The sequence below is a fragment of the Nitrosospira lacus genome, assembly GCF_000355765.4.
Taxonomy (GTDB): Bacteria; Pseudomonadota; Gammaproteobacteria; order Burkholderiales; family Nitrosomonadaceae; genus Nitrosospira; species Nitrosospira lacus.
Map to the genome: position 1 here is coordinate 1,923,205 of NZ_CP021106.3, position 24,248 is coordinate 1,947,452.

Here is a 24,248-nt window from a genome sequence, read left to right on the forward strand (position 1 = left end):
GAGCAAGCGATGGCCGGTAAATATATTGCACTGCCCAAGGGTGTGTCCGAACAGACTTTTGATGCCGCCATCAAGGCGTTTCGGGGTGTTCTTGGCGAGACTTCCGTGTTAACGAGCGCGGAACAGCTTGCACCCTACATCAAAACCATGATGCCGGTGCCGGACTCCGAACATGCCCCCTCCGCGGTGCTGATGGCCACAACGGTGGAACAGATCCAGAAGATTTTGGGTATCTGCAACCAGTACAAGGTGCCTGTCTGGACCATTTCAACCGGCAAGAATCTGGGCTACGGTTCCGCGGCGCCGGCGGAGCGGGGCCAGATCGTACTCGACCTCAAGCGCATGAACCGCATTCTTGAAGTCGACAAGGATCTGGCCTACGCCCTGGTCGAGCCTGGGGTCACCTACAAACAGCTCTACGACCATATCGCCGAACACAAGCTGGGCTTATGGCTATCCATGCCGGCGCCCTCGGCGATCGCGGGGCCGGTGGGCAATACGCTGGACCGGGGGGTAGGCTATACGCCCTATGGCGAGCATTTCATGTATGCCTGCGGCATGGAGGTGGTGCTGGCGAATGGCGAAGTGCTGCGTACCGGAATGGGTTCGATGCCGAACTCCAATACCTGGCAGGTTTTCAAGTGGGGTTACGGTCCCTATCTGGATGGAATTTTCACCCAGTCCAACTATGGCATTGTCACCAAATTCGGCTTCTGGCTCATGCCTGCTCCGCCCGCTTTCAAGCCGTTTGTTATCCAGTACCAGCATGAAGAAGACATCGTGGAGATCGTGGAAATCATCCGGCCGCTGCGCATCAACGGCGTGATTCCCAATGCCGTCGTCATCGCCCATGCATTGTACGAAGCACCGGTAAAGGCCCGGCGCAGCGACTATGTGACCGGGCCCGGATCGATTACGGACGAGGCGGTGCGCAAGATCACCAAGGATCACAAGCTGGGAATCTGGAATGTTTATGCGGCGCTTTACGGCACACAGGAACAGATTGACGTGAACTGGAAGATCGTGACACAGGCGTTCGGCAAATCCGGCAAGGCGAAGATCCTGACCGAGAAAGAGGCGGCTGACGACCCCGCATTTGCCTATCGCGCCGCGCTCATGCGCGGGGATATGACGCTTAAGGAATTTTCCTTGTACAACTGGCGCGGCGGCGGTGGCTCGATGTGGTTTGCACCTGTTTCCCAGGCGCGTGGCAGCGAAACGCTCAAGCAAATGTCTCTGACCAAGCAGATTCTTGGCAAATATGGACTGGATTATTCCGGCGAATTCATTGTCGGCATGCGTGACATGCATCATGTTGTCGATGTCTTGTACGATAAGACCAACCCAGATCAGGTGAAGGCGGCTTACCAGTGTTTCGACGAGCTGGTGACGACGTTTTCGGCGCAGGGGTACGGAATCTACCGGGTTAATACCGCGTTCATGGACAAGGTGGCTGACACCTACGGCCCGGTGCAGCGCAACGTCAACAAGATTCTTAAAAAGGCGCTGGACCCCAATGGAATCCTCGCTCCGGGGAAATCGGGTATCCGGCTGTAGCAGCCTGTTGGCAGCGGGGGATGAAGCGCGTTCCTGCTGTGCTCACCTGGGTTGATATCGGGTTTCGTCGATCCGCGCCGGGACCCATCCGGGGACCGTTCTTCGGGAATTCACTCGGATAACACATACCGGAGGCCAGGAATGAGAGAGATCAAAGCAGCGACGATACGCCAGAAAGGGGGGCCTTTTCAGGTCGAAAAACTCAGCCTGGATGAGCCGCGTTCCGACGAGGTGCGGGTGCAGGTGGTAGCGGCGGGCATGTGTCACACGGACATGGTGGCACGCGACCAGCTCTATGAGGTGCCTCTGCCCATCGTACTCGGACATGAAGGCTCGGGCGTGGTGGAGCAGATCGGCCGCGGCGTAAAGAAAGTGGCGGTGGGTGATCACGTTGTGCTGACCTATATGTGGTGCGGCCACTGCAAACCCTGCCTGCGCGGCGATCTGACCTATTGCCAAAACTTCTATGCGCTTAATTTCGGCGGCACCCGTGAAGACGGCAGCACGGCCACCCGAGATGCGAACGGGCCGATCCACGACCATTTCTTCGGCCAGTCGTCGTTTGGCACCTTTGCCCTCGTTCACGAGCGCAATGTCATCAAAGTACCGAAGAATGCTCCGCTCGAACTGCTCGGTCCGCTTGGCTGCGGTATTCAAACCGGCGCGGGAGCCGTGATGAATGCGCTTAAAGTCAGCCCGGGCAGTAGTTTCGCGGTGTTCGGCGGCGGAGCGGTGGGATTGAGCGCCGTAATGGCGGCGCGCGTGGCGGGGGCGGCGATCATCATCACGGCGGATGTGGTGCCATCGCGGCTAGCACTGGCCAGGGAACTGGGGGCCACTCATACCATAAATAGCCGCGAGACCGATCCGGTTCAGGCTGTACGGGAAATAACCGGCGGCGGCGCCGATTTTACGCTCGAATCGAGCGGCCGCCCGGCGGTCCTGCGCCAGGCGATCGACGCACTCGCCATACGCGGTACCTGCGGTATCGTAGGGGCGCCAGCCTTGGGTACCGAGGCAAATTTCGATGTAAATGGCGTGATGACAACAGGCAAGCGTATCATCGGGATCATCGAAGGCGACAGTAAGCCGGATCTCTTTATTCCCGCTCTGGTCGAGCTTTTTACCCAGGGACGTTTTCCGTTCGACAAACTGGTGAAGTTCTATACGCTGGAGCAGATTAATCAGGCGGCTGAAGACAGCGAGAAGGGAGTCACGATCAAACCAATTATCCTGCTGAAAGAAGGCCATCAATATGAAGTCTGATAATCCAGTGTATGGTCGTCGCACTATTCTGAAAGCATCAGCAGCGCTGTTCGCCGCGGGGATACTGCCCCCCGCCGGCTCTGCTTTTGCGCAAATGGTTCTGAACCGGACGCAGGACCAGATTCTTGGGCCTTTTTATCCCATTATGAGCAAGCCCAATCGCAGCGGAGATCTGACGCGAGTGCCCGGTGGCTCGGGGCGCGCGAAAGGACAGCTTCTCATAGTCAAGGGTCGCGTGATCGACCCCGCCGGCAAACCGGTTGCGGGGGCGGACGTCGAAATCTGGCAAGCCAATGCGGTGGGGCGTTATGCCCATCCCGACGATACGAACCCAGCACCGCTCGATCCCAATTTCGAGGGTTTCGGCGCGGTGATCACTGGCACCGATGGCCGTTACCAGTTCAAGACCATAAAACCATCCCCCTATCCCGTCACGCCGACCAGAATGCGGCCGGCGCACATTCATTTCGATGTCAGGGGCCGCCATGACGAGCTGATTACGCAGATGTATTTCGAGGGTGATCCCTACCATAAGACGGACGCGTTCCTTCAGAGTGCGACCAATCCAGAGGCGCTGATCGTGAAGCTGGACCCGCCAGCGCCCGGGGAGCCCGATTTCATGGTAGCGGAATTCGATATCGTATTGCGGGGTTAGTGGCATCCGCAACGGACTTGGCCTTTTTCATATGAGTGCCGGATTGAATGTGGCGCTGGATTGAAGAAAGATGGAGGTTTTCTATGGAACATAGCAACGAAAAATCCCTGCCGCATTACATAGGGTTTGACCAACTGCCGATAAATGGCAAGTGGCGGCACGGAAAAGGTGCGAAGGTTCTGCGCGATCTCAATCCCTACAACGGGGAAGTTATCGTCGAAATCCCCCACGCCAGCCGCGATGACATGGACGAAGCTTACCGCAGCGCCGCCAAGGCACAGGTTGAATGGGCAGCCGCACTGCCGGGCGAGCGAGCAGCGGTAATGCGCCGCGCGGCGCAGGTGATGGAAGCGCGCCAAGAGGAAATCATCGCGTGGCTGATTCAGGAAGCAGGCAGCACGCGCATCAAGGCCGGCATGGAGTGGGGAACCGTGCATGCCGTGCTGCTGGAGGGGGCTACCCTGCCCTATCTGGTGGAGGGCCGTATTATTCCGGCTGATATCCCGGGCAAGGAGAGCCGCATGTATCGCAAGCCGGTCGGTGTCGTGAGTGTTATCAGCCCGTGGAATTGGCCGATGCAGCTTTCCGTTCGTTCCGTGGCGCCTGCGCTCGCGGTTGGCAATGCCGTTGTCCTCAAACCCGCGAGCGACACGCCCGTGACCGGCGGGCTGCTGCTGGCGAAGATTCTGGAGGAGGCCGGTCTCCCGCCTGGTGTTCTCAGTGTGATAGTCGGTGCAGGCAGCGAAATTGGCGATGCTTTTGTCACCCATCCCATTCCCCGCGTGATTTCATTTACCGGTTCAACGCCGGTTGGCCGCAATATAGCCAAACTGGCTGCCGAAGGACCCACCCTGAAGCGGCTCGAACTGGAACTGGGCGGTAACGGCCCCTTCGTGGTGCTGGACGACGCCGATCTGGAACAGGCGGTGGAGGCGGCTGTATTTGGCAAATTCCTGCATCAGGGTCAGACCTGTATGAGTGTCAACCGCTTCATTATTGACGATGGCATTCATGATGCCTTTCTCGAACGCTTTGTCGACCGGGTAAACAAATTGAAGCGTGGCGATCCGAATGCACCGGACACGATGATCGGCCCCATCATCAATGAGGCTCAGTTGAATGGCCTGCGCCGCCGAATCCAGGAGGCGGTTTCGGCCGGTGCGCGCCAAGTCGCAGGTGGCGAAGCGCAGGGCCTTGTTCTGCCTCCGCATGTGTTCGCCGACGTGACAAACCAGATGCCCCTGGCGCAAACGGAATCGTTCGGGCCGATCGCGCCCTTCATCCGTGCGCAAGGCGAAAGCGAGGCGCTCAAGATTGCCAATGATACGGAACTTGGGCTTGCTGCAGCCGTTTTCACACGCGATGTCGAACGTGGCCTGCGCTTCGCTCAGCAGCTTGAAACAGGCATGGCGCATGTCAATGACCAGCCGGTAAACGATTTGCCCTACAATCCGTTCGGTGGGGAGAAGAACTCCGGCATCGGCCGCTTTAACGGCATCTGGGCGGTAGCCGCATTCACCACCGACCAATGGGTGACCATCCAGCACGCACCGCGCCGTTATCCCTTGGGAAATCTCTGAATAAGCCTTCGTGTTTGCCAGCGCCACCCGCCGCAGTTCATGGTGCCTTCGGAGGGAAGGGGCACCCCTCAGGCGGAGAAGGAGGCGAAGCGAATAGTGAATTCCCTTGTGCCATAAGCCCGATCAATCACCCCTTCAACCGCCGGATTTAGTTTGATAAGGAAAAACCATGGCTCTTAAACTTCATACCATCATTTGCAGCACGCGGCCGGGCCGCGTCGGCCCTCCCATCGCCCACTGGTTTCACGAACTTGCACTGCACGATGGCAAGTTTGAAGCCGTACTGGTCGACCTCGCCGAATTCAATCTTCCCGTATACGATGAACCGGAGCATCCCATTCGCCAGAATTACCAGCACGCACATACCAAGAAATGGGCCGCCAGCGTCAATGCGGCCGATGCCTATGTTTTTGTGACGCCGGAATACAACTTCGGACCGCCGCCCTCTCTTTTGAATGCGCTGAATTACGTCTACAGGGAATGGAACTACAAGCCGGCCGGGATTGTCAGTTATGGGGGAGTCTCTGGCGGCATGCGTTCCGCTCTGATAGAAAAGCTCACTCTGACCACGTTGAAAATAATGCCGATGGTGGAAGCTGTCACGGTGCAGAATGTCTCCAGCCACCTTGATGACAACGAAAATTTTCTGCCGGGCGATCATCACAAGAATTCGGGTGCGACGTTGCTGAATGAGTTGCACAAATGGGCGCAGGCGCTGAAAACCATGAGGCAATGAGTCATCCAATCCGTGAACCATTTCATGCTGATTCATTTCACCGGTATTTATTGAATGCCTCGGGTTGGCGCTTTGCTTTCGTTGTCGCGCGAACACCATACTTCGCTGGTAATGGCGCGTACCGCACGGCGCGCAGCCAATGAAAACGAGAACGACGGGACGGCCCGTTCCGCTGCAATAGCCGCCGCGGTGGCTTCCATCGAGGCTCATTGGCATACACTGATGGCCGCTCATTTCCAGAAGGAGGAACGGTTGATACGAGCCGCGCGGGATGCGCTCGATCCCCAGGCGGTGACACGCGTTCTCGCCGAGCATGCCGAACTGCGGATGCTTGCCGCCGGCCCGTGCACACTTGAACCCGTTGTGCGTCTGCGTCGCTTCGCGGACCTTGTCAGTGCGCACGTGCGTTATGAGGAACGTACGTTTTTCCCGCAATTACAGTCCCATCCTTGCGTTGCCATTACCGGCGTGGATGACGATGCCGATGATGCATAAGCGGCGGCTCCAGCTCCAGCCCCAGCCCCCATTTACCCAACCCGAAGAGGAGATCCGCATGAATTTTCCCGATTTCTATGAGCAGGCGCCGGTGGTGCTTACCCATGATCCGTTTGCCGCCACACTGGGCGCCGCGCGTGACGGCGTGCTTGAATACCACTATGAAGATGTGGTGCGCCTGGCCGGTCATTCCTGCCCCACCGTCGCGGGCGCATTCCTGATGGGACGCGCGGCGCTGGCGGCGCTTTATCCGGGCGAACCTGCCGAGCGCGGGGCCATTGCCGTGCATATGCCCGCGCCGGAGAATGAAGGCACCACCGGCGTCATGGCGCAAGTCCTGACTTTGCTCACCGGCGCGGCTGCCGATAACGGCTTTCAGGGCATTCAGGGACGCTTCCGGCGCAAGGGGTTGCTCAGTTTTGCCGATCATCGCGAAGGCGACGCCATCACCTTCAAACGCCTCGATACCGGCGCGAGCGTGGCGGTGAGCCTGGATGTTTCGCTGGTGCCGAACGATCCGGCCCAAGGGATGCGCTTAGCCGCCATTCTGCAGGATAGCGCCGATGATTCCCAGCGTGCCGCCTTCGCCGAAGCTTGGCAGGAGCGCGTGCGGCGCCTGCTGCTGGAGTTTGCCGACGATCCGCGCGTGGTACGGCTTACGCCCATGCAGTAGTCCAGCCGCATTTTCTTATGCGTCAACCGCGCATAAAATGAATTGGAGGGTGGATCAGTGAAGAGTCGGGACAGGTGACCTGGAGGCCATCCAGTGCGAAAAGGCGTCCACTCATTCGTGTTTATCCGGGGTTTATTTCTTTACGGCAACTTTTTGAAATATTCCATCGTCACCCAAAAGATAAATTCCTGATTCCAACCCGAAAGTTCCGTTAATGGTCGAGGCTGAAACAGCGACTCCCGCCGCCTTGGCGGCCAGGTCTCCAGCGCTTTGAAAAAAAGTAAGAATGGCGGTTGTATCCTGGTTGGACACCAAACTTTTGAGTTGGCCTTCATCAGTTTCAATCTTGAAATCCTGTTTGGCTAAAATAGTCAGGGGTTTCACATCATAGGCCCGCTGATAATCCGGAGCGTAGACCAAAGTCGACGCATTGGCCGTAGTATCGACCAATAGGTACACTTTGGGAGGATAGATACGGACTCCGCTGGGTTTTGATCCAAGCTCGGCTTTTTCCGTCACTATCGTTGCACAGCCGAGTGTCAGGCAAGCCAACATTGTTGTAACCATGATTGAAAGCGGTTTCTTCATTATTTTCTCCTTGCGAGTAAGAAATTGACCAAAATTCGGCGGCTGTCCGGGATAGCGTGCCATCAGTCCCGTCATGTAAAAGCCAAGCGATCAAAAAGTCTTTGTCAATCATAGTGCCGATGCAGGAGGTAAGCGCTCAATCGCTGGATTCAGGCTTGGAATACCTGGACAGGTTTGCCAAAAATTCCTTTAATATGCTCAAACGCCTCGCCCAGCGGCTGGAAATACCCGAAGTTGTCGGCCATTGCCACAAGTATGCCAACGGCGTCCGAACCATTATAAAGCAGACCTCCGGAATCCCCTTGTTTTGGAGTTCTGTCTATCATAAACAGATTCTCCACCTGGTACGTTACTTGATCAACCGTTATCGGCAAGGTGATGCGGAATCCCGCTACCTTTGCCGAAATGATATTTGATGCCGGGAAAGCGCAATTTAAAGTCATGGACGTTCGAATCATCCCCGAGGGAAGAAAGCGCTTTATTTTTGTTGAGGCTCCTTTTATTTCCAGTTCTGGCTGAGGAGTACATGAATCCGTGATTTGAGCCAGGGCGATATCGTATGCCAAATGTTGATTTTCTTGCGTACTGTTGGCAATGGTGGTTGCGAAATTCGAATTGTTATTGCAACAAGTGCTTTTCATTGCCGGATTGACTGGAGGGGTGCGGCGGACATCTCCCGCTACATGCGCACAAGTGATCGCATAATAATATCCAAGTTGATCTGAAGCCTTATTTTGAAATATCAAAGTCAGTGCCCCCGATTCCCCGATAACGCTGACAGTCGCACCTGCCTTGCATGCAAATCGCAGTCCCTTCAACGAAATGACGTCGGTAAGAATTTTTTTAGTATAGTCTTTTGAACCGTCGTCAAATCGGTTGAAAACAAACTTTGGCAGGGTTCCACGCAGCAGCTCGGAACTTTTAATTTTCCGGCTAACGTAAAAGTGGATACAAAGTTTTTCGTCAAGCTGGCGGTTTTTGACAAACTTCAAACCACCTCCCACTCCCATAACGTTGGGATAGTTAAGATAGTTTTTCGCGCATATGCCGATTAGCTTCTCGAACTCTGCCTGAGGTCGCGCTTTTCTCGTTCCAGATCGATTTCTGCCAGACATGGGTATGTTTTACATAAAATTAATCAAAAATATCCACTCGAAGTCCGTCCTGTTCCCGTCCTGCAACGTGCCGGAACTCTCTCTATTAAGCCTGACACGGCGGGGGAGTAGCACGCGGTTTTCCTTCTGACTCGCCATGGGGTGGATCTCCAGAGCTCACCCGTAAGGGGCTCTCTCATCATGAGAAGCAGGTTTTGGGCCTGCCACTCACCCGATCAAGAAAATTTTTCTACTGTACGTTACCGAACAGAAGAAGTCCGGCTGGATTTCTATTATCACTCCCAGTATAGCGGACGGTAGCGACATTGCCGGGAGGATGCGCTTCAGGATTTCAGCAAACGGACGATCAGCGATGACGAACCAACATGTTTATGACATTACCATGAATCCGAAGGGAAGGCCGTGAATCCCGCTGGCATGGATCTCCATTCGCACCCTGCAGGCGCTGCCACTCCTGATGCTCAGCCGTACCCTGCGGCTTCCGATCATATTCATCCGGGGGGGCATCAGCATGATCCACACACCGGGGGATGTCCAGCTTGCGCCGCGGGTCGTAACGACCATCCGCTTCCAAAAGAAGTAACCGAGATGATGGCGAGCCGCGAGCACCGTATGCACCATTGGCTTTGGCACGAAGTGCGGAACAACTGGCACCAATATCCCCGCGACATCCAGCAGAAGATCGATGAATTGGGCTGGAGACCCCCCCGGCCCGTTCTGGATGAAGGCGGTAATCCGAATCTGGAAAACGATTCCGGCGAAGATTTTCTTTACATGCACCGGCAAATGATTGGGGATGTCAACGCTACCCTGAAGCAAGTGGGAGATCCTGGCTATCCGCGTGTACAGGGTTGGTTGGAGGTGCCACCGCCGGGTGATGCAAGCTATCCCGTGCCGCCAGCCTGGTTTGATCCAGGCGGACAGGGACAGGCGCCGTTCGCGAATCTTGAGCGGATCAAATCGAATATGTTTTATGAGAAGCGCTTTCGATTCTGGCAAAAAGCATTCACTGATCCCGTGTTTCTCCGTAGTGTAACCCTCGGCAAACTCGGCGTGCTAATAGAGATGACGATTCATAACGCCATGCATATGAGATGGGCGGCTTCTACCGGCACCGTTCGTCCTGATCCTCTGCAGGCCACTGGGGATATCGATCCAACAAGAGGTGAGGTGATTGGCGTGGAATGGGATGACCCACGGTACGATTTTCTGGGCGACACGTATTCGAGTCACGTCAACCCGATATTCTGGAAGCTGCATGGCTGGATTGATGATCGGGTTGAGGGCTGGAAGATTGCCAATGGCGTGTACGGGAATAATTTCTGGAAAGGAACGTGGATAGGGAAGATGCCGGGCCACGCGGAGATGGTTGCCCCGCACGCATTACACGAGGGTCCGGAGCATGTGGTGTCTCCCATGGCAGAGTCGCAGCAGGTCGCAAATCTGATTGCCCAGACCGGCGTTTTTCACAATAACCCATTCATGCCATCGTTTTCGATGGAGGCATGGTAGGCAGAAAGGGCTTTACGCTGATTCTCGCAGCGAACTGAGAAAGGCTTCGAGAACGGTAATAAAGGGAATTTTTTACCAACGGTAACTTATAAATAAAGGAGATTCTTATGAACGGCTACCCACAGATGGAAGGCAACCCCCAAGCGGCACGGGGCTATGGCGGCTACCCGTCCCTGGAAGCGGCACGGGGCTATGGCGGCTATCCATCGCTGGAGGCGGCACGCGGCTACGGCGGCTACCCATCGCTGGAAGCAGCACGTGGCTACGGCGGCTATCCATCCCTGGAAGCGGCACGCGGCTACGGCGGCTATCCATCGCTGGAGGCGGCACGCGGCTATGGCGGCTATCCATCGCTGGAGGCGGCACGCGGCTATGGCGGCTACCCGTCCCTGGAAGCGGCACGCGGCTATGGCGGCTACCCGTCCCTGGAAGCAGCACGTGGCTACGGCGGCTACCCGTCCCTGGAAGCGGCACGCGGCTACGGCGGCTACCCCTCGCTGGAGGCGGCACGCGGCTACGGCGGCTATCCATCCCTGGAAGCGGCACGTGGCTACGGCGGCTATCCATCGCTGGAAGCAGCACGTGGCTATGGCGGCTACCCCTCGCTGGAGGCGGCACGCGGCTACGGCGGCTACCCCTCGCTGGAGGCGGCACGCGGCTACGGCGGTTATCCGTCCCTGGAGGCGGCACGCGGCTATGGCGGCTACCCATCCCTGGAAGGGGTTCACTGTTGTCATTAATCCCGGAATAGTCCACGAGCATTTTCCGAGAAACGTTTTTGAAATTGAGGAAAGATACAGTGACCCCTCCCGTTCCTGAACAACTTGTCGATGCGATGGCTGCCCGGGCATGTCGAATGCATTACTATCTCTGGCATGAGATACGTGACAACTGGGTAAATTATCCAAAAGACCTGCAGGATGAGTTGCGCAAGGCGGGATGGGAGCCGCCCCGGCCAGCCCTGGATGAGAATGGGGAGCCATTCGTGGACAATGGCTCTGGCGAGGATTATCTCTATATGCACCGTCAGACCATCCAATATGCAAACAAGATCCTTGCACGGGCGGGCGATCCGAACTATCGGCGTATAGAAGGCTGGCTGGAGATCCCCTCTCCGGACGATCCAGACTTCCCCGTTCCGGCGCCGTGGTTTGATCCGGGAGAGTTCCCGGTGGTCATCCAATTCATGACGCGATCCAAGACTGAGCTTACCTTCCAGAAGTACCTCAAGCCCTGGGAGAACATGTTCACCGATCCCGGGTTTTTGAAGGATATAAGCCTCGGCATGCTGGGCGCGCTTATCCACACTACGGTACATGACACAGTGAAGCGGAGGTGGTCGGCGGTTCCAGGTGCCCGGCGCCCAGAGCCCGGCCCTGAGGTTGAGACGATACCGGTCGAATGGGACGATCCTCGGTACAACTACCTCCCGGATTTTTATTCGATGCAGGTTAATCCGGTTTATTGGAAGTTTTATGGGTGGGTGGATGACAGGATCGAAAGCTGGAAAGTGGTTCATTGCATTTTTGGAAGCAATTTCTGGCAGGGCAAATGGATGGGGAAGATACCTGATGCGGGGGAGGGAGCGCCCGCCGGGCTTTACGAGAGGCTTGAGGATCCGGCGGTTGCCAATACGCACGCCGCAGAGACTGAGCACCTTCTTCTCACTATCGGACGCCGTCTTGCATCGGGAAACTCGCCCGCATAGCATGGTTTAGCGATGGGCAACGTGGTCATTATTGATAATACAAGGCCTGGAAAATAGTTTCCCCGGCCGACACAGGAGAGATTGCTATGGCGGAGATTGATCCAAAGCTAAAACAGGCTAAGACAGCTGTGGAAAAAAGCCTGCTGAATCGCCCCGGAGTCACGGGAGTGGACATCGGCTTCAAGGAAATAGGGGGGCGACCCACGAGCACCCTGGCGATTCGTGTTCTTGTCGAGAAGAAACGGGATGTATCGCCCGCGGATGCAATTCCCCAGGCAATCGAGGGATTCCCAACCGATGTGATCGAGCGCAGGTTCGTATTGCACCCTCTGGCCGTGGATGCCCTTGATCTCGTGCTGGCGGCGGACACGAAAGAGTATCCTGTTTTAAAGGGTGGGATGAGCATTGGTCCGTGCCGGGTGGTGGACAGGATGACCTGGGGAGGAACCCTGGGCGCCCTGGTTACGGATAATGCGACCGGCAAGCCCATGATCCTGAGTAATTTTCATGTGCTGTGCATCGATAAGACATGGACCCCCGGCGATGCGATTGTGCAGCCTTCCCGGATTGATGGTGGCACCTGTCCCCAGTCCGAAATAGGCGTCGTAAAACGGGGGATATTCGGCGATCAGGTTGACTGCGCAGTGGCAGAGCTTTCGGCCCGTCAGATAGACTGGGAAATCCTCGATATCGGCAGGATAGCGGGAACCAATAAGGCAACCCTTGGTGAGTCCGTACGCAAGCGTGGCCGGACCACGGGGGTTACCTATGGCATCGTTGACACGGATGAACTCAGCGTGAATCTTGATTTCGGGCATGGTATCGGCCAGGTTCAGCTCACCAATCAGATCGGGATAAAGCCTGATTCAAACCGGAACGCAAAGTTTGGCGACAATGGCGACTCCGGCTCTGTAATACTCAATGGTGCCAGCGAGGCCGTCGGCCTTTATTTTGCGGGTGACCCGAAAGATCCTTATGGTTTGGCCAACCCCATCGCGGCTGTCCTGGCGGCTCTCGACGTGACCATGAGCGCTCAGCCAAATCAGCCGGGCCAGCCCAATCAACCGGGTCAGACAGGCCAACCCAATCAACCGGGTCAGACGGGTCAACCCAATCAACCGGGCCAGACAGGCCAGCCAAATCAGCCGGGTCAGACGGGTCAGCCCAATCAACCGGGCCAGACAGGCCAGCCAAATCAGCCGGGTCAGACGGGTCAGCCCAATCAACCAGGTCAGCCGGGACAGCCATGCCAGCCGTTCGAGGAGCCGGCCCTGATTCCCTTTCCCCCTGCGCCACCGTTTCCGCCGCAGCCGCCGTTCCTGATTCCCTATCCGCCCCCGCCGCCATTGCAGCCTGCGCCGGGGCCCGGGATTTGTTAACACCATGGGCTGCAACATTTTACCTTGCATTCATCGTTTGCCCGGGGTTCTTCCGGAATGATAAATGCATATATACAGGGGCGCCACGCCTCCAGCCTCACCGGCCATAAAAAATGCCGATGAATTTCGTCAATAAAATCAAGAGGTTCGAATCATGACTATGCAAAACTGTATTTTGCCTCCACATTCAGTACTGGGAAGCTGGACGTACAGAAGTTTTATCAACGAGCCCGACGTTTCGAAGGAATTCAATGCGCTTGAGTTCGGCAGGGGCGAACTTATCATCGAAGAATTCGCTCCGGAAGTGTTTGCGGGGCAGCTGTCCTTTGGTGACACTTATCAATTCCGGTTATCGGGCTGGACGACTTTCGTTTTGCCTTGCACGGTAAGATTCCGGGGGATCGGCGATACCAAGGATTCTTATGGACAGGTTTATGATTATGTGGGTTTTTTCACTCCGATGTGGTCTAATGGCATCAATCAGCGTCCCACGCTGACGGGTTCCGTGGTACGTACGGTCCCCCATGATAATGGCCGCGCGAAGGCGGGTGATGTCACTTCCTGGATTGCCGTGAAGCGGGATTGAGCGTCTTCAGCTTGCCAATCCCACGCCGGACATAAAGGCATTGTTGAAGATCTGCCGCACCGCCGCGCTTTCCATGAGGGTTTCGCGGCTGGCGATCCACTGATCGACGGCGGCATTGCCGTAGCGGTTGCGCACGCGATCCGGCGTAAGGAAGGAATTGTACTTGCCCCAATGCAGCGTAAACGGAATACCCGCCGCGTCCAGATCGTTCCAGACCTGGTTGTAGAACGCGCGGGTTTCTGGCGTATTGACCGCGTCCAGCTCCATGATGGCGGTGGTGTCGAAACGGGTAAATCCAAGCAGTGCCTGGGTGCCTTTGACGAAACGGTGCGAGAGAATGACCGGCAAAACCGCGTCTGAATTCTTGTATGCCTTGAAAGCGATTTCCATTGCCTCGACCGCGCGCGCCACCGGCATGCCGACGCCGCAGGCCAGTGTCTTTCCCAGCGTTTTCTCGCCGCGGAAGAGATCGCGGATGAGCGCCTGCTTGAAATAGGGAGCGAACTCCTGATTCACCTGGCTGTTCAGAAACGGCACGGCCACCTTGTTGAGCGGGCTGGGTATCCTGCCCACCACCGCTCCCATGATATCCAGTCCCGATGCACCCAAGCCAGCCTCACCGGCATTCCATGCCGGCGGGGTATAGTGGTTCGGGTCGTAAATCCCCTCATACATGATAAGAACGATGGCTTCGTCCGGGGGCGTGCCTTCGTTGGGGTTGAAGAAGATCTCGAAATGATAGGGCTTGTCCCTGGGCACGGCATTGGCTTCCGCCGGCAGGGCAACGCGTGTGGGGTCGCAAGCGGCAATCGCCGCTTTGAGTGTGGCATCGTAGGGATGCCGGAAGCGCACGGCATTGAGGAGGAACAGCTCGCGCGTCTCGATCATGATGCCGTGTATGATTCCGAAGGAGCCAAAACTTACCAGCGCGGCATTGAACAAGGTGTCGTCCTGTATAAAATCCGCGCCTATGCTTTCGGCAAATGCGGGTTGCATGACAGGGAAGGATTTCCGTTCCAGGTAGACATGCTTGTCCGGCCCGGTGATGAGATGCAGGCCGACGACCATCTCCTGCATGGCGCCAAACCTGTAGGCGCCCCCGTGCGTGCCCGTTGAGAGCGCACCGGCAATGGTCTGGCCGTTATTGGAGCCGCAGCCCTTGACCGACAAACCGGCCGCAAAGAGATAGTCGTTCAGCGCGGCAACCGAGTTGCCACATTCGACGAAGCGCAGCTTGGCGGCATCACCTCCGTATGCCGGGTGCGTCAGTGCTTGGGGCACCTCGAACGCCAGCCGCAGGGCCGCGGTATCGATCAGGCGGCCATCCGTGACAGCAACCGTGCTCAGCGACCAGAGACTGCCATGCGCCCGCAGCGAAACGCCATCCTGAACACAGGTCTGGATGATGCCCTGCAACTCCCTGGTTGCGTCGTTGTAGGTTTCGAAGGGCGGCTTGCCGCCCCGGTCTATGCTAAAGGCGTATTCTCCCTCAAGCGCCTGCTCGTAAGATTGATGTCGCCCCGTCTCGAGTGCCTGCGGCCTGAAGAAACTGCGTCCTTGTCCGTTGGGCATGACCTGTTCCCTCCTTTATTCCTTCTCATTTAATGATTCTTCTCAGGAAAGCTGCCGTGATTTCGATCGCTTGGATGGCGATGGGAGCACACCCGGCCTTGTCGGGGGCGCCTTGCAGCGGTAATACACCTCCGTTGGCATCCAGAAACCCAGGGTAATCACTCCTGCCAGGTCATGCGCCAATGAGCGGTAGACGATAACGTCGTTGATGCCCTGGCCATCGCATTCCGCCGACAGTACCTGCGGATCAAGCACCAGTCCCCAGAAGTAGGCATGCATGGTCTTCTTCAAATACCCCTCGGTATGGCCCTTGGGTTTGATGGGATCGGAATCCGGTATTGTGATCTGAAAGCTGGCGCAGCCGGGCAAAATAAGAAGGCCTGCCATGCAGGCGACAATACAGGTGGAGCGAAGATTTTTTATTATTTCCGCGATTATCGCCGTAGCGGGAATCATTGACGGCCTCCTGGTGTGTTTTGAATTGGCGGCGGGGTGGTGGTATAGCCCTTTGGCTGCTGGAATTCGCCATTTACCGTGTAAACGGGGCATGGTTGCGGATGACTGGGGGCGGAGGGTGATCTTGTCGACGTAATCTTGACTATGCGCTGGGCGGTTGCGCCCGTGCCCGCCCCGGCTGCTGCTCCTTTGCCGAGATCGGGCGGATCGCAAACCACATAACCGTTGTATCGATGGAGAGGTGTGCCGCCCGGCAGGTAACTGCCGGGAAATTGCGTTCCGTACGAACTGTTGAATCCCGACATGCTATTGGCTGGCAGTGGCAATAATATTAACGGAGTGCCGGGCTGAGCGCTGCGATTGGGGCCGCCAGGGGCGCGATTGGAAGTGGGTGGGTTGTGATTCAGGAGCGTTCCCGGAGAAATGAACGGACTGTTCTGAGCCATGCCCTGCTGCGTATCCGCCGGAAAGGCGCCCATGTCCACATCCGTGCTGCTCGCTTCCTGCGCCGCTGTGTGGCCCGAATACCCCCAATAGACCGCGCCCAGTAGGGCGACCCCCAGATATTTGGCGAAATATTTGATCACGGGACTGCTCAAGTATTGGAAATACCCAGGAATTTCAAAGTCATGAGGCAATCTCGAAGAAATTATAACTCAGCCTGTTCACATGAAGTTATTTATAGCATTGATAGCGGGAAAATCAATTTTTGAACAGAAAGGGATTGATACCGTAAATCGTGGAAACAAATAGCTTGACAAATGCCGGTAACGCTATATAATACGCTTCCATATAGTGGATTTTTACGCCCACTCACAATATGATCATAACTCGCTTCAGGCGAGTTTTTTATTGTCCGCCCGTTCAAAAACGGGCTTTTTTTTGCCCCTGCTCCCGGCGGGTGTTTTATGTAGCTCCCAAACCCGCTTATGCGGGTATTTTTTTGTCTCGTAAACAGAAACTGCCTCATGTAGCTTTCCTTATCTGCCCGCCATGCGCGGGTTTTTTTATTTCCTCCCCCAAGCGGGGTTTTTCATGGGTAATGTAAATGATCAGTCCAGCGGTTACAGCAATAGTGATTGCCATTCTTGCCGCACTTGCGTTCGGTGGCGGTTTTGCACTGAGCGACTGGCGGATGGCTTCGCAGATACAGCGGCTTAATACCAACAATGCAATGCTATCGGCAGCGAATGATAAGTGCGCTACTGATATTCAGTCTGTGCGCATGGCGCTGGAGACGCTGACAGTAGCCGCCGCTAAAAGAGAAAAAGACGCGATCAAGGCAATGAGGAGCGCGGCAACAGCCGCGGCAACACATACAGGCAATGCAAAGAAAATACGCTCGCTGCCGCCAGTTGCGGCAGCGGCGCCTGGCAAACAATGCGAGGTGATAAGTATGGAGCAAATACAGTATGTGCAAAGCCGCCATCGCCATGACTTATCACACTAGCCTGGCGGCGCTGCCAATGCTTGCATTAATGTTGAGCGGTTGCGCCGGCAAGCCCGTCATTCAGACACAACTGATCGAAAAGCCGGTTCCCGTTTTATGTCAAGTGGAAACACCGGCGGAATGCAAATCGGCCTACGCGGTTGATCGCGTATCCGCAAAGGACGATGCCTTGACTATCAATCGTGCGCTGCGCGTCGAAATAGAGGAACGGTGGGCATGCGAGATTAAATTGCTTGCGGCGGTAAAGGGCTGCAATAGCCTGCCGCTAAAAGAAACAGATCATGAATGAACACAGGCTCCAGAAGAAAACGAGGGAACCGGCGAGTGCGGCGGCTCCCGGCAAGCGGGGCGCCCCGACGATAAAAACCCGTGAACTGGTGGATGCGATCTGCACCGGTATTTCGCTGGGAAAATCTGCGCGCGCGATGTGTGTGGAGACCGGTATCAGCCAGCGGGTCTTATGGAACTGGCTGGCGAGCGATGCGGCGCTCATGCAGCAATACCTGCGTGCGAAGGAGCTTTGCGTGGACGCTTATGCGGAAGAAATCATAGAAATTTCCGACGACGGGTCAAAAGATACTTATACCGACGAGAAGGGAAAAGAAGTGATGAACCGCGAGGTAATCGCGCGTTCCCAACTGCGTATCGATGCGCGCAAGTGGTACGCGGCAAGGCTCGCTCCCAGGAAATACGGCGACAAATCGTTGAGCACGCGGGAAGACGGCGATGCGGGCAAGTCGATTGTGCACAGGGTCGAAGTGGCCTTTGTCGCAACGCTCACTTCCGGCAAGTAGCCGGATATCTGTCTCATGATTTTCGAATATTCAATAGCGGCATGACCGCGCACAGGGCGGAATTTCCTGAAAAACTTCGATTTCTGTTCGAAACGGCGAGATACAAGATTTTATATGGCGGCCGTGGCGGCGCAAAGTCATGGAGCGTTGCAAGGGCATTGCTGATACAGGCTGCGGCCACGCCGCTGCGCATACTGTGTGCGCGCGAGTTCCAGAATTCGATTGCCGAGTCGGTGCATCACCTATTGCAATCCCAGATTGCCGAAATCGGCCTAGAATCATTTTACGAAGTGCAGAACAACATCATTCTGGGTAGAAATGGCTCCGAATTCTTGTTTGCCGGGCTGCGCAACAACATTACGCGGATAAAGTCGTTCGAGGGCATTGACCGGGTATGGGTGGAGGAAGCCCAAGCGGTAAGCAAGCCAAGCTGGGATACGCTTGTTCCGACCATCCGCAAGGAGGGTTCGGAAATCTGGGTGACCTATAACCCGGAGCTGGAGACCGACGAAACGCATCAGCGGTTTGTTGTCAATCCGCCGGCGGGAGCCGTCGTTGTAAAGGTCAACTGGAATGACAACCCGTGGTTTCCGGATACGTTGCTGCGCGAGAAGGATGACTTGAAAACGAGGGATCCCGACGCGTACCTGAATGTCTGGGAGGGTCATTGCCGTCTTACGCTCGACGGTGCGATTTACGCCAGGGAACTGAGGCTGGCCCAGGAAGAAGGCCGCGTCAGGAGCGTACCTTACGATGCCGCAAAACCGGTGCATACGTTCTTCGATCTGGGCTGGGCGGATAACACCAGCATATGGTTTGCGCAAACTGTCGGCAGCGAACTCAGATTAATCGATTATTACAGCAACAATCAGATGCCAATACAACACTACATCAATGTGCTGCAAGACAAGGGATATTTATATGGCACGGATTGGCTGCCGCACGACGCCAGGGCCAAAACGCTGGCCACGGGCCGAAGCGTGGAGGAAATCATGTTCGCAGCCGGGCGCAAGGTGAGGATAGTGCCGAATCTTTCGATTTCCGACGGTATCAATGCCGCCAGAACGATATTCAACCGTTGCTATTTCGATGAAGCGAAGTGTGCGGAAGGACTGCAGAGCCTGCGGCATTACCGGTTCGATGTCGATCCGGCCACAAGGCAGCTCAGTGGCAGGCCGCTGCACGATCACCATAGCCATGCCGCGGACGCATTCCGCTACTTTGCCGTGTCCACCGAAGACGACAGGCCAGCCGGTAGCGCGCGCGGCATCAGCATGAAAGGCTGGCGCGCATGATCCCGGATGCGGCGGATATAGCGGCGGACATATCGGTCGAGGCATACAGCGGCATCTGCCGGGAGATTCGCAATCAGCCGAAATGGCGTCTGGATTCGGATACGGATTGCGACTATTACGACGGCGCTCAGACCAGTGTCGAGGTGATACAGCGCCTCAAAGATGCCGGCATTCCGCCGCAGGATTCGAATCTGATCAAGCCGACCATCAATGCCGTGCTGGGGATCGAAGCGCGCAGCCGCACGGATTACAAGATTACATCCGACGACGAGCGGCAGGCCGAGATAGCCGAGGGGCTCTCCGCCAAAATCAAGGAGGTCGAAGCGGAATCCAGGGCGGACAGGGCAATGTCCGACGCATATTCCAGCATGATCCGGGCAGGAATCGGATGGGTCGAGGTCTCGCGTGAATTTGATCCACTCAGGTATCCGTACCGGGTGCGGGAGATACATCGCAACGAAATCTGGTGGGATTGGACGTCGAAGGAGCCGGATCTGTCGGATGCGCGCTATGTGCGGCGCGACAAGTGGGTTGACCGTGCGCAGGCGGCGAGAATATTTCCGGAACAGCAGGCCCTTATCGGCAATAGCTGGAACGGCTGGAACAATCTGGACGTGTACGAAGGCGCCGATACGCGCATGGCCAGGGCCTACGAAATCGAGCAGGCATGGGGCCAGACGTGGGGACATGGCCAGGAGGACTACCTAAATCGCAACTCGGGCATGGTGCGTTTATCCGAGCTGTGGTACCGGCATTTCGAGGAGGCGTACGTTCTGCTATTGCCGGACGGCAAGGCGATTGAGTTCCGCGAAGACAATCCATACCATGAGGCCGCGCTGAGCGGGGGCCTGGTATACGTGCAGAAATCCCTGCTGCCGAGAATGCGCGTGGCAATCTGGCTGGGACCGCATAAATTGATGGATGTACCCAGCCCGCTGCCGCATCGGGATTTTCCCTATGTTCCGTTCTGGTGCTTTCGCAAGGACCGCAGCCGGGTACCGTACGGATTGATCCGCGATATGCGAGGGCCGCAGGACCAGATTCTCGATCTGGATATCCTGCTGTACGAAGTGCTGAATTCGGTAAAAGTCGAGGTGGATAACGATGCGCTCGATTTGAGCCAGAATACATACCAGGAGGTCGCGCATAACATCAGCAGCCTGCGGTCGATGACCGTTCTGAATGCCCAGCGCAGGAATGCCGCAGGATTCAAGGTGACACGCGAGCATGCGCTGGCCGCACAGGTGTTTCAGCTGGTGGAGGAGCGCAAGCACAGGATCGAAGCGGTGAGCGGCGTGTACCGGGCGATGCTTGGCGCATCGACGCAGGCCGCGAGCGGCGTTGCCATCAACAGTCTGGTGGAACAGGGTTCCACGGTGCTGGCGGAGCCCAATGATAATTTTCGCTATGCCCGGCGGCTGGTGGGACAGCAACTGCTTGCGTTCATTAAACACGACTTGCTGGGGAAGCAAATGACCACCGCAGTGAAGCAGGGCAACAAACAGAAGACCATCTATTTCAATCGTGAAGTCATGACGCACTCCGGCCCCATGATCGAGAACGATATCGAGACCGCCCAGGTCAGGGTCGTGCTGGAAGACATACCCGCCACCCCGAGTTTCAGGGCGCAGCAGCTGCAGGCTTTCACACAGATCGTACAAGCGGCGCCGCCCGCATACCAGGCTGTACTGTATCCGGCCATGCTGGAACTGTCCGATGTGCCGAACCGGCATGAGCTGGCGGATCAGTTGCGTAAAGCGGGAGGTACAGGCGGAGAGCAGCAGGCTACAGCAGAAGCCAGCTTGTGAGCTTCATGCGACGCAATGCGTTTTGCATACCACGCCCCGCGTTATACCCAGCCGCTTTCGAGCGGCTTTTTTGTTCCCGGATTCGATTATCCGGACTTCCGGATAACGCAAGCGCGCTCACGGCGATACCGGAGTTTTATAAACCCGCTCATACCCGGGCGGCCCGCTCACTGGGTTAAGCAGTAGGAGAAAACGGCAATGGAAGTGGATCAGCTTACGGATGAACAAATCGCAAATCTGACGCCGGAACAGGTCGAGATGCTGGAGAACGACCCGGACCGCCTCGCGGAAATTCCAGGCAATCGGAAGGATGAGGAAGAAACCAGGGCAAAAGAGGAACCCGGGCAGGAGGAGAAGCTGGGTGCGCACCATGATTCCAACGGTGCCGCGCCAACGGCCGGGGGGGAGGATATGCCCGTCGTTCTGAACAAGAGCGGCAAAGGAGTCATTCCTTACGAGAAGCACAAGGAACTACGGGTGGAGAACTCGGCGCTACGCGAACAGTTACAGGCCGCACGGCTGGAAAGCAGTAAAGCGGCTGAAAAACTGGAGGCGCTTCTGCAACAAAAGGAGAGTGCAACGGGTGTCAGTATTGCCCTGGCAGATAAAGCCATTGACGCGCACCTGGAGCGTATCAGGGAAGACATGCCCGAGCTGCACCAGGTGGTTAGCGCTGTTCTTGAGGGAAGCCGCAGGCAAGGCGAAAAGCTCGAAAAAACACTTGAGGAACTGAAACGCGAAAAGGAGGAATCCGACCGCGTGAAACAGCTCCGCACTGAAGAGCAGGTAGCCGAAGCCAAAGACAATAACTCTGATCTGGTGCATTGGGAAAGCAACGATCCGCAAGCGTGGGATGAAGCCATCAAGCAGGACGAGATTCTCAGAACCAGCGGCAAGTGGGTTGCAAAGCCCTATTCCGAAAGGTTTGAGGAAGTTGTCCGGCGTGTCAGGGCGATCATGCCAGAAGCTTCATTGCCAAAAAAACAGACCGGCCCCGAGCAGGCAAAAGCCGAAGCGAAAGCCAGGCTTGAGCGCGCACCGGCCAGAAAACCCACAACCCTATCGGATATTCAAGGAGGCGCAAACCCCGCTTCCGAGCGTGAGCAACTCGAGAACCTGAGCCCGCATGAACTGGCCAGGCGATTGATGAAGATGCCCTCGCAACAGGCCGCGGCCTTGAGATCCGAACTTGACTAAGGACATGAAATGGCTGAAACCAATGTAGCAAGCGGCAGCTCGATCGCGGTGAAACATTATAGCGCCGCACTGTTTGCCAATACGCTGAAAGGCGCATCGGCGATGGAGAACCTGGCCGGGCCGGTGGAACCATCCGCCGCGATGGAAAAGATCGCCGGGCAGACCCAACCGGGCATGCCGATCGTCAGGATCGACAACCTGATGAAAAATGCCGGGGATATCGTTACGCTCGATCTGGTCGACACCGTCAGCGGAGAACCGTTGATGGGGGATGTCAATCGCGAAGGCAAGGGCGACACGCTGTCATTTTCCTCGATGGATATCAAGATCGACCTGGCAAGCAAGGTGATTGATGCGGGCGGCAGCATGTCGCAGCAGCGCACCAAGCATAACCTGCGCGAAATCGCGCTGGCACAGCTGTCGGGCTATTTCCCGCGCCTTGATACGCAGGAGTCGCTGGTGCATCTGGCGGGTGCGCGCGGATCGCAGACCGGCACGGATTGGACGATACCGCTCCAGAGCAGCGCCAATTTCGCTGCGGTAATGGTTAATCCGGTCAAGGCACCGACGTATAACCGGCATTTCGTGGTGAACGGCGCCAACCTTACCTCGGGTGGACAGCAATTGGGTTCCATCGTTTCCACCGATCAACTCAAGCTGATGCATCTGGATAATCTGCGCAAGCGATTGGACGACATGGACCAGCCCCTGCAGTCAGTGAAGCTTGCCGGCGACCGGGCGGCACAGACATCAAAAATGTGGGTATTCCTCGCCACACCGAACCAGTACTCGATATTGCTGACCGAAGGCTCCCTGCGGGCATTTCAGCAGAATGCCGTGAATCGCGCCGCCTATCTGGATACCCGCCATCCGCTGTTCGCCGGCGAAGCCGGCATGTGGAACGGTATTCTGGTGATAAAAAACGAGCGCGCCATTCGCTTTCTGCCTGGCGAAAGCACAAAGATTGTCACCGCCGCCAATGCGGCAACCGCGGCGGAAACCGATCAGGCCATCAACCCCTCCCTAAGCGCCGGTTATGCCGTCGAGCGGGGCCTTTTGCTGGGCGCGCAGGCACTTGGGGTGGCTTACGGCAAAACAGGGATCAGCGGCATGCAGTTCGGCTGGAAGGAACACTGGTACAACTTTGAGAGCAATCTGGAAGTCATGGGTGAGCGGGTATGTGGCAAGGGCAAAGTGCGTCTGTCGATCAATGACGGTAGCGGCGCAAAGATACCGACCGACTTCGGTGTGATTGCAGTCGATTCCGTTATCTCCCTCTAATCCCCGGCGCATGAGCGGTTTTTTTTCAACGCTCCGCTGCCTTCACATCCATTCATCCTCAAGGAGTTCTTTACCATGGCTACTTTCAATGCACCGGATTTGTACAGCAAATCACGCCATATGGGCGGATATGGCAATACGACCGTCGTTTATGGCTCGGTGACACCGACCGCCGGCGCCGCCGGCGACATCTACCGTCCCGTCATCATCCCGGCAGGCACGGATGTGACTGACGTTGACATCGTCAATGACGATCTCGATACGAACGTTTCACCAACTATCGCCTGCAAGGTTGGCTATGCACCGCTCAACGCGGCGGACGGGCCTGCAGCCGTCGACGATTATTTTGGTGCCACCGGAAAAACCTTTCTCAATGCGGCTGGGCGCACTTCGCTGGCATTTCAGCCGGTCAAGTTCGAGAAGCCGGTATTTCTGACTATCACGCTTTCGGCGGCGGCGGCGACATTCACTGCGGGCAGGGTGACCGCAATCGTCAAGGGTGATGCGGCAGGGGTCAAGTAAGTCGGATCATCGCAAACAATACC

Annotated in this window: 25 protein-coding genes; 20 read left to right on the forward strand and 5 right to left on the reverse strand. The window is 56.5% G+C overall.

The window, feature by feature from the left end; translation table 11 throughout:
• The first annotated feature begins 9 nt into the window (after positions 1-9).
• The 7 genes from EBAPG3_RS08570 to EBAPG3_RS08600 all read left to right on the forward strand — a co-directional run bounded on the left by EBAPG3_RS08570 (position 10) and on the right by EBAPG3_RS08600 (position 6,962).
• Complete coding sequence (locus EBAPG3_RS08570; RefSeq protein ID WP_004178105.1) at positions 10-1,557, forward strand: FAD-binding oxidoreductase; 1,548 nt, start codon at positions 10-12, stop codon at positions 1,555-1,557.
• A gap of 141 nt (positions 1,558-1,698) precedes the next feature.
• Positions 1,699-2,823, forward strand: a complete 1,125-nt coding sequence (locus EBAPG3_RS08575; protein WP_004178106.1) for an NAD(P)-dependent alcohol dehydrogenase — start codon at positions 1,699-1,701, stop codon at positions 2,821-2,823.
• The gene (locus EBAPG3_RS08580; protein ID WP_040852402.1) at positions 2,813-3,478 is read left to right on the forward strand and encodes a dioxygenase family protein; all 666 of its coding nucleotides are present in this window, start codon (positions 2,813-2,815) and stop codon (positions 3,476-3,478) included. Before EBAPG3_RS08575 ends, EBAPG3_RS08580 begins: the two co-directional genes overlap by 11 nt.
• Before the next feature lie 83 nt (positions 3,479-3,561).
• Positions 3,562-5,058 (forward strand): aldehyde dehydrogenase family protein, encoded by a 1,497-nt coding sequence (locus tag EBAPG3_RS08585; protein ID WP_004178112.1) that lies wholly within the window; start codon positions 3,562-3,564, stop codon positions 5,056-5,058.
• 169 nt (positions 5,059-5,227) lie between these two features.
• Complete coding sequence (locus EBAPG3_RS08590) at positions 5,228-5,794, forward strand: NADPH-dependent FMN reductase (protein ID WP_004178113.1); 567 nt, start codon at positions 5,228-5,230, stop codon at positions 5,792-5,794.
• A 54-nt stretch (positions 5,795-5,848) separates the two neighbouring features.
• Positions 5,849-6,289 (forward strand): hemerythrin domain-containing protein, encoded by a 441-nt coding sequence (locus EBAPG3_RS08595; RefSeq protein WP_004178114.1) that lies wholly within the window; start codon positions 5,849-5,851, stop codon positions 6,287-6,289.
• Between the two features lie 58 nt (positions 6,290-6,347).
• Positions 6,348-6,962, forward strand: a complete 615-nt coding sequence (locus tag EBAPG3_RS08600; protein ID WP_004178115.1) for an FmdE family protein — start codon at positions 6,348-6,350, stop codon at positions 6,960-6,962.
• 132 nt (positions 6,963-7,094) lie between these two features.
• Here EBAPG3_RS08600 and EBAPG3_RS08605 read toward each other — a convergent pair whose 3' ends face one another.
• Together EBAPG3_RS08605 and EBAPG3_RS08610 are read right to left on the reverse strand one after the other, a co-directional pair.
• Positions 7,095-7,550: a hypothetical protein gene (locus tag EBAPG3_RS08605; protein WP_161493784.1), complete on the reverse strand. Its 456-nt coding sequence runs from the start codon at positions 7,548-7,550 to the stop codon at positions 7,095-7,097.
• 149 nt (positions 7,551-7,699) lie between these two features.
• Positions 7,700-8,665 carry a chymotrypsin family serine protease gene (locus EBAPG3_RS08610; RefSeq protein ID WP_004178117.1) on the reverse strand — a complete coding sequence of 322 codons (966 nt, stop codon included), beginning with the start codon at positions 8,663-8,665 and terminating at the stop codon, positions 7,700-7,702.
• A 612-nt stretch (positions 8,666-9,277) separates the two neighbouring features.
• Between EBAPG3_RS08610 and EBAPG3_RS08620 the strand changes: the two genes are divergently transcribed.
• The 5 genes from EBAPG3_RS08620 (at position 9,278) to EBAPG3_RS08640 (ending at position 13,850) form a co-directional block, all read left to right on the forward strand.
• Positions 9,278-10,177, forward strand: coding sequence for a hypothetical protein (locus EBAPG3_RS08620; RefSeq protein ID WP_051049019.1), 900 nt, complete (start codon positions 9,278-9,280; stop codon positions 10,175-10,177).
• 107 nt (positions 10,178-10,284) lie between these two features.
• On the forward strand, positions 10,285-10,917 hold the full coding sequence (locus EBAPG3_RS08625) for a hypothetical protein (protein WP_085921996.1): 633 nt from the start codon (positions 10,285-10,287) through the stop codon (positions 10,915-10,917).
• A 59-nt stretch (positions 10,918-10,976) separates the two neighbouring features.
• Complete coding sequence (locus tag EBAPG3_RS08630) at positions 10,977-11,885, forward strand: Tat pathway signal protein (protein ID WP_151898904.1); 909 nt, start codon at positions 10,977-10,979, stop codon at positions 11,883-11,885.
• An 86-nt stretch (positions 11,886-11,971) separates the two neighbouring features.
• Complete coding sequence (locus tag EBAPG3_RS15585) at positions 11,972-13,264, forward strand: chymotrypsin family serine protease (RefSeq protein ID WP_004178431.1); 1,293 nt, start codon at positions 11,972-11,974, stop codon at positions 13,262-13,264.
• 154 nt (positions 13,265-13,418) lie between these two features.
• A complete protein-coding gene (locus EBAPG3_RS08640; protein ID WP_227869186.1) occupies positions 13,419-13,850 on the forward strand; it encodes a hypothetical protein in 432 nt (143 codons plus the stop codon).
• 6 nt (positions 13,851-13,856) lie between these two features.
• Here the strand turns inward: EBAPG3_RS08640 and EBAPG3_RS08645 are convergent, their stop codons facing one another.
• The 3 genes from EBAPG3_RS08645 to EBAPG3_RS08655 are packed head-to-tail and all read right to left on the reverse strand — an operon-like array spanning position 13,857 to position 16,465.
• On the reverse strand, positions 13,857-15,422 hold the full coding sequence (locus EBAPG3_RS08645) for an FAD-binding protein (RefSeq protein WP_004178434.1): 1,566 nt from the start codon (positions 15,420-15,422) through the stop codon (positions 13,857-13,859).
• A 42-nt stretch (positions 15,423-15,464) separates the two neighbouring features.
• Positions 15,465-15,878 (reverse strand): Bor/Iss family lipoprotein, encoded by a 414-nt coding sequence (locus EBAPG3_RS08650; protein WP_004178439.1) that lies wholly within the window; start codon positions 15,876-15,878, stop codon positions 15,465-15,467.
• Positions 15,875-16,465, reverse strand: a complete 591-nt coding sequence (locus EBAPG3_RS08655; protein WP_004178440.1) for a hypothetical protein — start codon at positions 16,463-16,465, stop codon at positions 15,875-15,877. Before EBAPG3_RS08655 ends, EBAPG3_RS08650 begins: the two co-directional genes overlap by 4 nt.
• Positions 16,466-16,926: 461 nt before the next feature.
• On the opposite strand from EBAPG3_RS08655, the gene EBAPG3_RS08660 reads away from it, so the two are divergent.
• The 8 genes from EBAPG3_RS08660 (at position 16,927) to EBAPG3_RS08695 (ending at position 24,225) form a co-directional block, all read left to right on the forward strand.
• Positions 16,927-17,328: a hypothetical protein gene (locus EBAPG3_RS08660; protein ID WP_004178445.1), complete on the forward strand. Its 402-nt coding sequence runs from the start codon at positions 16,927-16,929 to the stop codon at positions 17,326-17,328.
• The gene (locus EBAPG3_RS08665) at positions 17,312-17,617 is read left to right on the forward strand and encodes a hypothetical protein (protein WP_040852533.1); all 306 of its coding nucleotides are present in this window, start codon (positions 17,312-17,314) and stop codon (positions 17,615-17,617) included. The genes EBAPG3_RS08660 and EBAPG3_RS08665 overlap by 17 nt, the downstream gene beginning before the upstream one ends.
• Positions 17,610-18,122 carry a terminase small subunit-like protein gene (locus EBAPG3_RS08670; RefSeq protein ID WP_004178449.1) on the forward strand — a complete coding sequence of 171 codons (513 nt, stop codon included), beginning with the start codon at positions 17,610-17,612 and terminating at the stop codon, positions 18,120-18,122. Before EBAPG3_RS08665 ends, EBAPG3_RS08670 begins: the two co-directional genes overlap by 8 nt.
• Before the next feature lie 41 nt (positions 18,123-18,163).
• A complete protein-coding gene (locus tag EBAPG3_RS08675; RefSeq protein WP_004178450.1) occupies positions 18,164-19,417 on the forward strand; it encodes a PBSX family phage terminase large subunit in 1,254 nt (417 codons plus the stop codon).
• Positions 19,414-21,225, forward strand: coding sequence for a portal protein (locus tag EBAPG3_RS08680; protein ID WP_004178452.1), 1,812 nt, complete (start codon positions 19,414-19,416; stop codon positions 21,223-21,225). Before EBAPG3_RS08675 ends, EBAPG3_RS08680 begins: the two co-directional genes overlap by 4 nt.
• A gap of 198 nt (positions 21,226-21,423) precedes the next feature.
• Complete coding sequence (locus EBAPG3_RS08685; protein ID WP_004178456.1) at positions 21,424-22,422, forward strand: hypothetical protein; 999 nt, start codon at positions 21,424-21,426, stop codon at positions 22,420-22,422.
• Between the two features lie 9 nt (positions 22,423-22,431).
• On the forward strand, positions 22,432-23,703 hold the full coding sequence (locus EBAPG3_RS08690) for a phage capsid family protein (protein ID WP_004178458.1): 1,272 nt from the start codon (positions 22,432-22,434) through the stop codon (positions 23,701-23,703).
• Between the two features lie 75 nt (positions 23,704-23,778).
• The gene (locus EBAPG3_RS08695; RefSeq protein ID WP_004178460.1) at positions 23,779-24,225 is read left to right on the forward strand and encodes a hypothetical protein; all 447 of its coding nucleotides are present in this window, start codon (positions 23,779-23,781) and stop codon (positions 24,223-24,225) included.
• The last annotated feature ends 23 nt before the right edge of the window (positions 24,226-24,248 follow it).